At 73.6% G+C, this 12,197-nt stretch carries 11 protein-coding genes and 1 riboswitch; of the genes, 2 read left to right on the top strand and 9 right to left on the bottom strand.

Annotated elements, in window-relative coordinates; translation table 11 throughout:
- Nucleotides 1-2 precede the first annotated feature (2 nt).
- From O2W18_RS10360 to O2W18_RS10335, 6 genes are all read right to left on the bottom strand, one after another.
- Nucleotides 3-896, bottom strand: a complete 894-nt coding sequence (locus tag O2W18_RS10360; RefSeq protein WP_269187444.1) for a hypothetical protein — start codon at nt 894-896, stop codon at nt 3-5.
- A gap of 21 nt (nt 897-917) precedes the next feature.
- Nucleotides 918-1,070: riboswitch (cyclic di-AMP (ydaO/yuaA leader) on the bottom strand.
- Nucleotides 1,071-1,227: 157 nt separating this feature from the next.
- Entirely contained in the window at nt 1,228-2,202 is a 975-nt protein-coding gene (locus O2W18_RS10355) for a quinone oxidoreductase family protein (protein ID WP_269187443.1), read from the bottom strand.
- A gap of 4 nt (nt 2,203-2,206) precedes the next feature.
- On the bottom strand, nt 2,207-2,566 hold the full coding sequence (locus tag O2W18_RS10350) for a hypothetical protein (RefSeq protein WP_269187442.1): 360 nt from the start codon (nt 2,564-2,566) through the stop codon (nt 2,207-2,209).
- Nucleotides 2,563-3,444 carry an extradiol ring-cleavage dioxygenase gene (locus tag O2W18_RS10345; protein WP_269187441.1) on the bottom strand — a complete coding sequence of 294 codons (882 nt, stop codon included), beginning with the start codon at nt 3,442-3,444 and terminating at the stop codon, nt 2,563-2,565. The genes O2W18_RS10350 and O2W18_RS10345 overlap by 4 nt, the downstream gene beginning before the upstream one ends.
- Nucleotides 3,437-4,261 (bottom strand): citryl-CoA lyase, encoded by an 825-nt coding sequence (locus tag O2W18_RS10340; RefSeq protein WP_269187440.1) that lies wholly within the window; start codon nt 4,259-4,261, stop codon nt 3,437-3,439. Before O2W18_RS10340 ends, O2W18_RS10345 begins: the two co-directional genes overlap by 8 nt.
- Nucleotides 4,258-5,445, bottom strand: a complete 1,188-nt coding sequence (locus O2W18_RS10335) for a CaiB/BaiF CoA transferase family protein (protein ID WP_269187439.1) — start codon at nt 5,443-5,445, stop codon at nt 4,258-4,260. Before O2W18_RS10335 ends, O2W18_RS10340 begins: the two co-directional genes overlap by 4 nt.
- 220 nt (nt 5,446-5,665) lie before the next feature.
- On the opposite strand from O2W18_RS10335, the gene O2W18_RS10330 reads away from it, so the two are divergent.
- Nucleotides 5,666-7,168, top strand: a complete 1,503-nt coding sequence (locus O2W18_RS10330) for an amidohydrolase family protein (RefSeq protein ID WP_269187438.1) — start codon at nt 5,666-5,668, stop codon at nt 7,166-7,168.
- A 71-nt stretch (nt 7,169-7,239) separates the two neighbouring features.
- On the top strand, nt 7,240-8,070 hold the full coding sequence (locus tag O2W18_RS10325; RefSeq protein WP_269187437.1) for an IclR family transcriptional regulator domain-containing protein: 831 nt from the start codon (nt 7,240-7,242) through the stop codon (nt 8,068-8,070).
- Nucleotides 8,071-8,095: 25 nt separating this feature from the next.
- Here the strand turns inward: O2W18_RS10325 and paaZ are convergent, their stop codons facing one another.
- The 3 genes from paaZ to paaK are packed head-to-tail and all read right to left on the bottom strand — an operon-like array spanning nt 8,096 to nt 12,143.
- On the bottom strand, nt 8,096-10,153 hold the full coding sequence (gene paaZ, locus O2W18_RS10320) for a phenylacetic acid degradation bifunctional protein PaaZ (RefSeq protein ID WP_269187436.1): 2,058 nt from the start codon (nt 10,151-10,153) through the stop codon (nt 8,096-8,098).
- Complete coding sequence (locus O2W18_RS10315) at nt 10,150-10,791, bottom strand: TetR/AcrR family transcriptional regulator (RefSeq protein ID WP_269187435.1); 642 nt, start codon at nt 10,789-10,791, stop codon at nt 10,150-10,152. Before O2W18_RS10315 ends, paaZ begins: the two co-directional genes overlap by 4 nt.
- Nucleotides 10,791-12,143 (bottom strand): phenylacetate--CoA ligase PaaK, encoded by a 1,353-nt coding sequence (paaK, locus tag O2W18_RS10310; RefSeq protein ID WP_269187434.1) that lies wholly within the window; start codon nt 12,141-12,143, stop codon nt 10,791-10,793. Before paaK ends, O2W18_RS10315 begins: the two co-directional genes overlap by 1 nt.
- Between the last annotated feature and the right edge of the window lie 54 nt (nt 12,144-12,197).

Raw genomic sequence — 12,197 nt, 5'->3', positions numbered from 1 at the left:
GTCTAGCGGTAGTTGACGTGCGGGTGGTCGAAGTGGTTCGCCGTCACGCTGCCCCGGTCCTCCATCTGCTTCCAGGAGCCGCCGGGCGAGGAGAGCATCCGCTGCTCCCAGATGATGTAGTCGACGCCGAGCTCGGCCCAGTTGGCCACGTGGTACGCGACGATCGCATCACCGAGGGCGGCGTTGGACATGACCATGTAGTCCACCGCCAGCCCCGACGGGTGACCGTGCGGGTCGGCAGCGCTGGGCCGCGTCCCGCCCAGGGTGATCGAGCCGGCGCCGGGCACGTTGCTGACCACGGCGTTCGCGGCGGCCTGCGCCTGCGGCTTGATCGGTCCGGCGGAGTTGCTGATCTTCGCGGTCGCGGTCACCGCGGTGCCGGAGCTGGAGGGCGCCGCGGCGGAGGGCTTGGCCGCGGTCCCGGCCCGTGCCGGAGCTGGGGCGGCTGACTGCGCCTCGGCCTCAGCAGCGGCGGCCTCGGCGGCGACCCGAGCGGCCTCGGCCTCAGCGGCGGCCGCGGCCTCGGCGGCGAGGCGCGCTGCCTCCGCCTCCGCTGCCTGCTGGTCGAGCACGGCCTGGTCGGCCGCGGCCTGGGCCTGCTGGGCGGCGGTCTGCTCGGCCTCCCGGGTGGCCCGGCTGGCTGCCAGCTCCTCGAGCGGCCGGAGGTCCTCGGTCCCGTCGACGGCGCCGGACTCGGCGGCCAGCCCCAGCTGCGCGGCGACGCTCACCGGCTCCGAGGCCACGGGGTCGGCCTGGGCCGCCGGACCGGCGCCCACGACCACGTTGACCAGGACGGCACCGGCCGCCGCGACGGCGAGGTAGAGCCCGGGCCGACGGACGCCGGCCGGCGGACGTCGGCGGCTGGTGGAGCTGGAGGTGGTGGTGCGGGCGCGCATGGGCAGGAGTGCTCCGTACAGGTGTCTTCCGATGGCCGCCTACCAGGTCAGCTGACGGGTTCGGGCGGGAAGCAGCCCTACCCGGCCCGGACTTCTCGTCCGGGCGCGGGATTCACCCCAGTGGTGCGGTGGGTCCCCGGCTCGCCCCGGAGGGCGACTCGGCGGCGTCCGGTCGGGCTCCCCGGGTGGGGACGTGGCGACCGACTGGACCCGGCAAACCTAACGGCGTCATCGAATCGTGACAATCCGTCGCCCGCATTTCATGGGGTGACGGTGGTCGCGTCACTCTCCGGACACACCCGTCCCATCCGTCACCACCGCCGGTGTCCGGTCAGCGCACCGACAGCTCGACGACGGACCGGCTCCCGCCCCCGGCCGCGGTGGCCGCCCAGGCCTCCGCGACCCGCGCCAGCGGGAGGACGGCGTGCTCCACCCGGAGCTGCCCGGCCGCGGCGTGCCGCAGCACCGAGGTCAGCGCGGCGGCCCGCTGCTCGCCGGTGAGCGCGTTGTTGGTGTAGCCGAGCACGTCGATGCTCCGGCTGCGGAGCACGGCGGAGGAGAACTCGGCGGCGTCCCCGGCCGCGCCACCCAGGTTGACCAGCCGCCCACCGGGCGCCAGCACCGAGCACGCCGCCGCGGCCACGGCGCCGAACACCGGGTCGACGACGAGGTCGACGTCCGAGCCGACCGTCTGCCGGATCCGGGCAGCCAGGTCGCCGCCGTCCCCGGTGAGGACGACGTCCTCGGCGCCGGCCCGGCGGGCACGGTCCGCCGCGGACGGCGACCGGCAGACCCCGACCACCCGCCCGGCCCCCAGCGCCCGGGCGGCCCCCAGCGCGGCCTGGCCGACCGCACCCCCGGCACCGAGCACCAGCACCCGCTCCCCCGGCTGCAACCGGCCGCGCCAGGTCAACGCCATCCAGCCGGCGACCGCGGACAGGCCCAGCGCTGCCACGACCGGGTCGGGCAGGTCCCCGGCGAGCGGGACGACGTCGGCGTCGGGCACGGCGCAGAGCTCGCCCAGGCTGCCGTCGCCCGGGCTCATGCCCGCGGAGGTGGCGAACCAGACCCGGGTGCCGGGCGCCAGCACGGCCGACGACACCACGACCCCCACCCCCTGCACGCCGGGCACGTACGGCACGGCCGGGCGGCCGAAGTACGACGTCCCGGAGGCGCAGAGCAGGTCCAGCGGCACGACCGGGGCGGCGGTCACCCGGACCAGGGTCCGGCCCTCGCCGGGCACCGGGTCCGGGTGCTCCGCGAGGGCCGGTGGCTCGCCCGGCTGGGTCAGGACGGCGGCGCGCACCGGCTCAGGTCGCGATGTCGGGGTAGGGCATGGAGATGTGCTCCATCGCCTTGCCGTAGGCGCGCTGGTACTCCATCGGCCCGTGGTCGCGCTCGAACAGCGCGATGAACAGGGTGAGCGTCAGGAACGGGTGCGCGCCCATCTCGAAGAGGGCCACGTGGTCGTGCTCGGCCAGCGCCCGCCGCTCCCCGTCGGTGAAGGCCAGCCAGGTGGTCTTCTCCGCCGGGATGCAGTTCAGGACGGTGTTGGCCATCTCGGCCTCCCACCAGGTGACCGTGCCGGCCGGGTCCTCCCGGTAGCGCTCGGTCAGCTCCGGGTCCCGGTCCACGGTGTAGAGGAACTTGTCCAGCAGGTACTTGCTCATGCCGACACCCCGCCCGTGCTCGGGACCCCGTTGGGGTACCAGGTGAAGTACGCCTCCATGGTGTGGAACAGGTCCAGGGTGTCCACGTGGTCGGCCTTCGCGCCCTCCCCGGCCACGCCCATCATCAGCATGAAGTCCATGAACCCGTGGGTGGCGTTGCCCGGGTGGTGCAGGGACTCCAGGGAGACCTCGGCCAGGCAGCCCTCGATGTCCCCGCTGGCGATCCACTCGACGGCCTTGCGGTCGAACTCCGGGTCCGGCCCGTGCTCGCCGAACTGGCGCGGCCCGCCGAGTTCCAGGGACAGGTGCCCGGTGCCGATCACCGCCACCCGCTTGTCGCTCTCCCAGGACTCCACCATCTCCCGGATCGCCCGGCCCAGCTGGACGAAGCGCTTCGGCTGCGGCAGCGGCGGGGCGAAGATGTTGGTGTAGACCGGCACGATCGGCAGGTCGGCCTGCGGGCGCAGCGTGATGATCGGGCAGGTGATGCTGTGGTCGATCCGCAGCTCGTTGCTGAACGCCAGGTCGAAGTCCCGGTCCAGCCCGTCGCGCAGCAGGTGCGCGGCCAGGTCCTCCTCACCGCGCAGCGTCATCTTCGGCAGCCCGAACTCGCGCTCCTCGTTGTGGAAGTTCGCGTCGAAGAACGGTGCCTTCCCGATGAGGAACTGCGGCATGTTGTCCAGCCAGAGCTGGTGGAAGTGGTCGCTGCCGACCATCACCAGGACGTCGGGCTCGGCGCGGGTGAGCGTCTCGCGGAACGCCTCGATCTTCGCCACCCACTCGTCGGCGAACGGCGGCCGGTCAGCACCGGTGGCCGTGCTCGCCCGGTAGTAGAAGGGGTGGTGGGTGGACGCGATGACCGCGGCCAGTTCAGCCATGACTGTCTCCGTTGAGGTCAGGGACGTACGGGTCGGGGGCGACGGACCGGTTGTTGAGGTCCACGGACAGGAAGACGTCGTTGGCGACCGGGTGCCGCAGCTCCTCGGCCAGCTGCCCGATCAGCCCGGCGGTGCGGGCCAGCAGGGCGAAGCCGCGCAACAGCTCCAGCGGCAGGCCGAGGTCGGCCAGCGCGGCACCGCACACCCCGGCGCCGTTGAGCGGCAGCGTCTTGCCGAGCACCTGGGGGTGCACCCGGCCGATGGCGGCGAACAGCGACAGGTGCGGGCCGAACAGCCCCTCCTCGGTCGCGATCTCGAACAGCCGCGGGGTGCGCGGGTCGCCGTCCTTGTGCACGTGGTGGCCGAGTCCCGGCACGAAGCGCCGCGCCGCCCGCTGGGCGGTCACCGTCTCCAGGGCCAGGGCGTCCCAGCCGGCGTCGTCGGTCGGCAGCGCGCCGTCCACCCCGGTCAGCACGTCGTCCAGGAAGCGGCCGGAGTCCTCGGTGACGCCGAGGAACCGGGAGCCACCGCCGAGCAGGCCGGCGGCGAGCGCCCCCTGCACCGAGTCCGGTGCCGACAGGTAGGTGAGCCGGGTGACGATCGCAGTCGGGGTGAACCCGTGGTCGGCGAGCGCGGCCAGCACCGCCTCGAAGACCCGGGTCTCCCCCGGCGTCGGCCGCCGCTGGGTGGCCAGCCAGAAGGCCAGCTCCCCGAAGCCGACGGTGCCCATGACGTCGCGGGCCAGGTCGGTGCCCAGCAGCGTGATCGACTCGCGGCTGGAGGCGCCCAGCGCGGTCGGGTACTCGGGGGTGGTCACGCGTCCTCCTCGGTGGCCAGCCACCGTCGCAGCTCGGCACCGTGCTCGTCCAGGGCCGGCGGCGGCAGCCGGTAGTCGGCCGGCGTCTCGGAGAAGGTGATCGGGTGGCGGACCGAGGGGACGCCGGCCTCGCCCTCCCCCACGGTCACCACCGGGTCCAGGCCGATCGACTCGGCGAAGGCCACCCCCTGGTCGACGGTGTTGATCGGCCCGCAGGGCACGCCCGCGGCGATGATGTCGTCGAACCAGTCCCGCTTGGACCGGGTGCTGAGCCGCTCGACCAGCAGCGGGCGCAGCTGGTCCCGGTTGGCCGTGCGGTCCTCGTTGCGGGCGAACCGCGGGTCGTCGGCGAGCTCGGGCACGCCGAGCACCTCGACCAGCCTGCGGAACTGGCCGTTGTTGCCGGCGGTGATGATCAGGTCGCCGTCGGCGCACGGGAGCGGCTCGTAGGGGAACAGGCTCGGGTGGCTGTTGCCCATCCGGAACGGGACGACGCCACCGGCGACGACGGCGCTGGCGTGGTTGACCAGCCCGGACAGCGCGGAGGACAGCAGGTTGACCTCGACGTGCTGGCCGCGACCGGTCTCGTGCCGGACGTTCAGCGCCGAGAGCACGCCGATGGTGGCGTGCAGCCCGGCCATCACGTCGAAGACGGAGATGCCGGCCCGGAACGGCTCGCCCTCGGGGTCGCCGGTGAGGCTCATCAGGCCGGAGATCGCCTGCACGATCAGGTCGTACCCGGGCAGCGGCGCACCGGCCGGGCCGCTGCCGAAGCCGGTGATCGAGGCGTAGACGACGCGCGGGTTGGTCGCGCTGACGCTGGCGTAGTCCAGGCCGAAGCGGCCGAGCCCGCCGGTCTTGAAGTTCTCGATGACGATGTCGGCGCGGCGGGCCAGCTCCTGCGCGACGGCGGCGTCGGCGGGGTCCTTGAGGTCCAGGGCGATGGAGCGCTTGTTGCGGTTCACGCCCAGGTAGTAGGTCGACACCCCCTCGCGCACCGGCGGCGCCCAGCTGCGGGTGTCGTCGCCGCCGGGGCTCTCCACCTTGACCACCTCGGCGCCCATGTCGGCCAGCAGCATGGTGGCGTAGGGCCCGGCCAGGACGCGGGAGAAGTCGGCCACCAGGAGGCCGGACAGCGGCCCCCGACCCGGCGCGGAGCCGGGCGGCAGTGGGTGTTCGGTCATCGGGTGTGGCCCCTCGAGCGGTGCATCGCCGTCAAGCGGACGGGCGTCCGGAGTGCCGCCGAGTGTCACCACCGCGCCGTTCGCCTGTCAACCGGAAGACGCGACTCCGTCGTTCGCCTTGACATGTGGTCGCGATCACCACGACAGTGGGGCCGTCGCCAGGCTGACCGTTGTACGGACACTCGTCCGTGACAGTCCGGTGACGGCCTGGAGGTAGACGATGTCCCAGCCCGACACCGACGTCGCGGGGCAGGCGACCGACCGCCCGGTCGTGCTGCGCAACGGCACCGTGCTGACCATGGACGAGGCACACACCGTGCTGCCCGACGCCGACGTCCTCGTCGTGGACGGGAAGATCGCCGCTGTCGGCCGGCAGCTCGACGTCCCGGCCGGGACCCTGGAGATCGACGCGCAGGGCGGCGTGGTGATGCCCGGCATGATCGACACCCACCGGCACATGTGGCAGACCGCGATGCGCGGCTACGGCGCCGACTGGACCCTCACCCAGTACTTCGTCTGGTACTACCTGGAGCACGGCAAGGCGTTCCGTCCCGAGGACGTGTACGCCGGCAACCTGCTCTCGGCCTGGGACGCCGTCGAGGCCGGCGTCACCACCACCGTCGACTGGTCGCACGGGCTGCAGACCGTCGACCACGCCGAGGCCGCCGCCGACGCCCTGCTCGCCGTCCCCGGCCGGTTCCTGCTGGCCTACGGCAACATCCAGGCCGGCCCCTGGGAGTGGGCCACCGACCCCGCCGTCCAGGCCTTCCTCAAGCGCCGCCAGGACGAGGGCAGGCTCGGCCTGCAGCTGGCCTTCGACGTCACCGGCGACCCGGCGTTCCCGGAGAAGCCCGCCTTCGAGGTGGCGCGTGAACTCGGCCTGCCGGTCACCACGCACGCCGGCGTCTGGGGGGCCACCGGCGACGACGGCATCCGGCTGATGCACGAGAACGGCTTCATGACGCCGGAGACGGTGTACGTGCACGCCGCCACGCTGACCACCGACTCCTACCACCGGATCGCCGCGACCGGCGGCTCGATCTCGGTGTCGACGGAGTCCGAGCAGAGCGCCGGGCAGGGCTACCCGCCCACCTGGCAGGTCCGCCGGCACGGCATCCCCGTCTCGCTGTCGATGGACACCAGCGTCTGGTGGAGCAGCGACCTGTTCTCCGCGATGCGCAGCACGCTGGGCGCCGACCGGTCGCGGGAGCACCTGGAGGCGCACTCCCAGGGGCAGACGGTCACCCAGGTGCACCTGCGGGCCGAGCAGGTCGTCGACTGGGCCACCCGCGGCGGCGCGCAGGCGCTGGGCCGGGACGACCTGGGCAGCCTCGAGCCGGGCAAGCAGGGCGACGTCGTGCTGATCAAGAACGACCGGTCGCCGGTGTCCTTCCCGCTCCTGAACCCCTACGGGCACGTGGCCTTCCAGGCCCAGCGCGGCGACGTGCACACCGTGCTCGTCGGCGGCCGGGTGGTGAAGCACGAGCACCAGCTGGTCGGCGCCGACCTGGCGGCGGTGCGGCGGACCGTCGACGCGACGGTCGAGCACCTGCAGTCGACCCTCGGCCCGGAGGCGTGGGCGGCCGGCATGAACCCGGACCTGCCGGACGACGACGTGCTGGACAACCCGTACACCTACACCGAGTACAAGTCCCACTCCACCCACGGAGCCCGGGGCAACGTGTTCGGCGAGCCCTCGCTCGACCAGCACACCTCACACTGAGCACCCGTCGCACCGCGCCAGGCCGGCGCGGTGCGACGCACAGCAGCAACGGGACGGGGAGGTGGCGCACGGTGGCAGGACGGGGCACGGGGCCCGACTTCGTGGAGGCGCTGGCACGCGGTCTGGACGTGCTGGCCTGCTTCGACGCCGACCATCCGGTCATGTCGCTCAGCGACGTCGCCGCCGCCGCCGGGCTGGCCCGGCCGACCGCGCGCCGGCTGCTGCTCACCCTGGAGGAGCTGGGCTTCGTCCGCTCCGCCGACGGCGCCTTCCGGCTGACCCCGAAGGTGCTCACCCTCGGCATGGCCTACGTCGGGGCGCTCGGGTTGTGGGAGATCGCCCGCCCGCACCTGGAGGCCCTGGTCGCCCGGACCGGTGAGTCCTCCTCGATGGCCCAGCTCGACGGCTCGGACATCGTCTACGTGGCCCGGGTGGCCGTGCCGAAGCTGATCACGCTGCGGGTGGAGATCGGCACGCGGTTCCCCGCCGTGCAGACCTCGCAGGGCAAGGTGTTGCTCGCCGCCCTCTCCCCCGCCGAGCTGGACGCCACGCTGGCCCAGCCGAGCCGCGCCGGGCTCCCGGCCTACATCGGCCGCTCCGCCGACCAGCTGCAGGCCGAGCTGACCGAGGTGCGCGCCCGCGGCTGGGCGCTGGCCGACGAGGAGCTCGCCCCCGGCGTCCGCTCGGTCGCCGTGCCCGTCCGGGACGGCACCGGCGCGGTGCGCGCCGCGATGAACGTGACGGTGCACGCCGCCGAGACCTCGACCGACCAGCTGCTCACCGAGCACCTCCCCCGGCTGCTGCGCACCGCCGGGGACGTCAGCGCCGAGTGGGCGCTGTGGCAGACCCGGCCGCACGTCCAGGTCGCCCGCCGGCCGGCCGGGACGACCGCCACCGGCTGACCCCGATCCGCCGCCGGGCGCCCGCTCAGCTCGGGTCGGCCGCCGGCGGCCAGGTCTTGGCCACCATGGTGAGCACGTCGTAGGTGGCCACCGGCTGCCCCTCACCGTCGACGATGACGGCGTCCCAACGGACCTCGCCATGGTCGGCATCGCCACGCGGGGTGATCTGCTTGCAGGTGAGCGTCACGGTGAGCTGCGCGCCGGGCTTCACCGGCGTGAGGAGGCGCAGGTTGTCGACCCCGTAGTTGGCCAGCACCGGCCCCGGGTCCGGGTCGACGAACAGCCCCGCCGCCCAGGAGACGATCAGGTAGCCATGCGCGACCCGCCCGCCGAACAGCGGGTTCGCCGCGGCCGCCGCCTCGTCCATGTGGGCGTAGAAGGTGTCGCCGGTGAACTCGGCGAAGTGCTCGATGTCGGCCAGCGTCACCGCCCGGGGCCCGGCGGTCACCGAGTCCCCGATCCGCAGCTCGGCCAGCGACTTGCGGAAGGGGTGGACGTCGTCCTCGCGCCGCTGGGCGCCGGTCACCCAGCGCCCGCCGATCGTGGTGAGCATGTCCGGCGAGCCCTGCACGGCGGTGCGCTGCATGTGGTGCAGCACCCCGCGGATGCCGCCGAGCTCCTCCCCACCGCCGGCCCGGCCCGGGCCACCGTGCACCAGCACCGGCAGCGGTGAGCCGTGCCCGGTGTTCTCCTTCGCGTCGTCCCGGTCCAGCACCAGGATGCGACCGTGCGAGTGCGCCGCACCCCGCACGAAGGCGCGGGCGAACCCCTGGTCGTGGGTGACCGCCGAGCCGACGAGGCTCCCCTGCCCGCGGGCGGCCAGTTCGACCGCCTGCTCGACGCCGTCGTAGGGCAGCACCGTGCTGACCGGCCCGAATGCCTCGACGTCGTGCGGCTCGCCGGCGGACAGGTCGTCGCAGCGCAGCAGCATCGGGGGCAGGAAGGCGCCCCGGTCCCGGTCGGCGCCGACGACGGAGAAGTCGTCGGGGTCACCGGCGACCAGGTCGGCGACCCCGCGCAGTGCCTTGACCGCGCGGAGCACCTCCTGCCGCTGGTCCAGGCTGGCCAGCGGGCCCATCGTGACGCCCTCGACGCCCGGCGCACCGACCACGACGTCGGCCAGCTTCGCGCGGGTCGCCTCGACGACGTCGTCCACCAGCTCGCGGGGCACCAGCGCCCGGCGGATGGCGGTGCACTTCTGCCCCGCCTTGACCGTCATCTCGGTGACGAGCTGGTCGACGAACAGGCCGAACTCGGGGGTGTCCGAGGTGGCGTCGGGGCCGAGCACCGCGCAGTTGAGCGAGTCGGCCTCGGCGTTGAACCGGACGGAGTTCGCCACCACCGCCGGGTGGCTGCGCAGCTTGCGGGCGGTGGACGCCGAGCCGGTGAAGAAGACCAGGTCCTGCCCGGCGAGCCCGTCGAGGACGCCGGCGGCGCTGCCGGCCAGCAGCTGCACGCTCCCCTCCGGCAGCAGGCCGCTGTCCACGATCGAGCGGACGACGGCCTCGGTCAGGTAGGCGGTCTGGCTGCCCGGCTTCACCACGGTCGGGACGCCGGCGATGAAGGCGGGGGCGAACTTCTCCAGGAAGCCCCAGACCGGGAAGTTGAAGGCGTTCACCTGGACCGCGACGCCGCGCATCGGGGTGTACAGGTGCTGGCCGAGGAAGGTGCCGCCCCGGCCCAGCGGCTCGGGGGCGCCGTCCAGGACCACGGTGTCGTCGGGCAGCTCCCGGCGGGCCTTGCTGGCGTAGGACAGCAGGGTGCCGAAGCCGCCGTCGACGTCCACGGCGGTGTCCCGGTCGGTGCAGCCGGTGCGCCGGGAGAGGGCGTAGAACGCGTCCTTCTCCGCCATCAGCCGCAGGCCCAGCTGCTTGAGCAGCGCCGCGCGCTGGTGGAAGGTCAGCTCGCGCAGCGCGGGGCCGCCGACCGAGCGGGCGTGGTCCAGCATCCCCGGCACGTCCAGCCCGGTGCTGGACACCCGGACGACGGTCTCGCCGGTGGCGGCGTCGGCGATCGGCGTCCCCTCGTCGGGGGCGGTGTACCAGCGGCCGGCGACGTAGCTCGGCAGCAGCGGTGCGGTCATCGGAGTGCCTCCGGGGGGACGGGTGCGGGCTGCACGGGTGTCGGCGAGGTGCGCAGGCCGCTGAAGGTGGTCGTGACGAGGGCGTCGGCCAAGGCGTCGGCGTCCAGGCCGCGACCGGGGCGGTACCACTCGGTGAGGGAGTTGACGGTGCCGAACAGCAGCCGGCTGGTCACCGCGGGGTCGACGTCGGGCCGCACGTCGCCGTCGGACTCGGCCGCGCGGACCAGGTCGGTGACGATCCGGTCGAACTCACGGCGCCGCTCCAGCGCCTCGGACTCGACAGCGGAGTTCCCGCGCACCCGCAGCAGCAGGGTGACGAACGGCAGGTGCGTGGTCAGCACCCGTACCGACCCGCGGACGACGTGCTCCAACCGGTCGATGGCCGGGCCGTCGAGCGCCCCCGGCTCGTCCAGGACGGCGAACAGCGCGTTGAGCGCGCGGTCCAGGGCCAGCCGGAGCAGCTCCACCTTGCTCGGCACGTGGTGGTAGATCGCCGACTTGGTGACGCCGAGCCGGGCCGCCAGCTCGTCCATGCTCGTCGCCTCGTACCCGCGCTCGATGAACACGGCCACGGCGGTGTCCAGCAGCGAGTCCAGCGAGTGGCCGGGTCTCCCCCGCCGCGTCGGGATCACGGTCATCAGCGCTCCCGGCGATCCGTGAGGCGCTGCAGCTTGCCGACCGAGCGGGCCAGCGTCTCGGGGTCGACGACCGACACGTCGACGGTGACCCCGATGGTGTCCTTCACCGCCACGCCCACCTCTCGGCCCGCGGCGTCGCGGCGGTCGGCCGGGCAGTCCGGCCGGGCCTCCACGTGCACGGTCAGGTGGTCCATCCGGCCGCGGCTGGTCAGCTCCAGGGAGAAGTGCGGCGAGAGCCCCGGCGTCCGGAGCACCACCTCCTCGATCTGGGTCGGGAAGACGTTGACCCCGCGCAGGATGATCATGTCGTCGGTCCGGCCGGTCACCTTCTCCATCCGGCGCATGCCCGGCCGGGCGGTGCCCGGCAGCAGCCGGGTGAGGTCGCGGGTGCGGTAGCGGACGACCGGCATCGCCTGCTTGGTCAGCGAGGTGAACACCAGCTCACCCTGCTCACCCTCGGGGAGCACCGCGCCGGTGTCCGGGTCGATGACCTCCGGGTAGAAGTGGTCCTCCCAGATGTGCAGGCCGTCCTTGGTCTCGACGCACTCCTGGGCGATGCCGGGGCCCATGACCTCCGACAGCCCGTAGATGTCGATCGCCTCGATGTCCAGGCGCTCCTCCATCTCCCGGCGCATCTCCTCGGTCCACGGCTCGGCGCCGAAGATTCCGATCTGCAGCGAGCAGGCGCGCGGGTCGAGGCCCTGCTTCTCGAACTCGTCGATGATCGTGAGCAGGTAGGACGGCGTCACCATGATCACGCGCGGCTGGAAGTCCTGGATCAGCTGGACCTGACGGGGCGTCATGCCGCCGGAGACCGGGATGACGGTGCAGCCCAGCTTCTCCGCGCCGTAGTGCGCCCCGAGCCCACCGGTGAACAGCCCGTAGCCGTAGGCGTTGTGCAGCTTGTCCCCCGGGCGACCGCCGGCCGCGCGGATGGACCGGGCCATGACGGTGGCCCAGGTGTCGATGTCGGCCTCGGTGTAGCCGACGACGGTCGGCCGCCCGGTGGTACCGGAGGAGGCGTGCACCCGGCGGACCTGCTCCTGCGGGACGGCGAACATCCCGAACGGGTAGTTCTCCCGCAGGTCGGCCTTGCTCGTGGTCGGGAAGCGCGCCAGGTCGGCCAGCTCCCGGCAGTCGTCGGGGTGCACGCCGGCGGCGTCGAACGCCGCCCGGTAGTGCGGGACGTTGGCGTAGACGTGCTGCAGGGTCCACTGCAGGCGCTCGAGCTGGAGCGCGCGCAGCTCGTCGACGCCCATCCGCTCCGCCGGGTCGAGCTGGCCGGGGTCGGGCGCCGAGCCCAGCCGGCGGGAGCTCTCGTTCGTGCCCGTGGTCCCGGTCGCTGTGGTCATGCGCTGTGTCCTCCGCGGTCGCCGAGCGTCGTTGCCGGCCGGCCGGCCGGGCGC

Origin of the sequence: Modestobacter sp. VKM Ac-2983 (genome assembly GCF_026967885.1) — a bacterium.
Taxonomy (GTDB): domain Bacteria; phylum Actinomycetota; class Actinomycetes; order Mycobacteriales; family Geodermatophilaceae; genus Modestobacter.
This window is presented reverse-complemented; position numbering and strand designations above follow the sequence as displayed.

Excerpts from the sequence above, each read along its gene's own strand:
- O2W18_RS10360 (WP_269187444.1), bottom strand. The coding sequence starts at position 896 with ATGCGCGCCCGCACCACCACCTCCAGCTCCACCAGCCGCCGACGTCCG.
- O2W18_RS10350 (WP_269187442.1), bottom strand. The coding sequence starts at position 2,566 with ATGAGCAAGTACCTGCTGGACAAGTTCCTCTACACCGTGGACCGGGAC.
- O2W18_RS10345 (WP_269187441.1), bottom strand. The coding sequence starts at position 3,444 with ATGGCTGAACTGGCCGCGGTCATCGCGTCCACCCACCACCCCTTCTAC.
- O2W18_RS10335 (WP_269187439.1), bottom strand. The coding sequence starts at position 5,445 with ATGACCGAACACCCACTGCCGCCCGGCTCCGCGCCGGGTCGGGGGCCG.
- O2W18_RS10330 (WP_269187438.1), top strand. The coding sequence starts at position 5,666 with ATGTCCCAGCCCGACACCGACGTCGCGGGGCAGGCGACCGACCGCCCG.
- paaZ (WP_269187436.1), bottom strand. The coding sequence starts at position 10,153 with ATGACCGCACCGCTGCTGCCGAGCTACGTCGCCGGCCGCTGGTACACC.
- O2W18_RS10315 (WP_269187435.1), bottom strand. The coding sequence starts at position 10,791 with ATGACCGTGATCCCGACGCGGCGGGGGAGACCCGGCCACTCGCTGGAC.
- paaK (WP_269187434.1), bottom strand. The coding sequence starts at position 12,143 with ATGACCACAGCGACCGGGACCACGGGCACGAACGAGAGCTCCCGCCGG.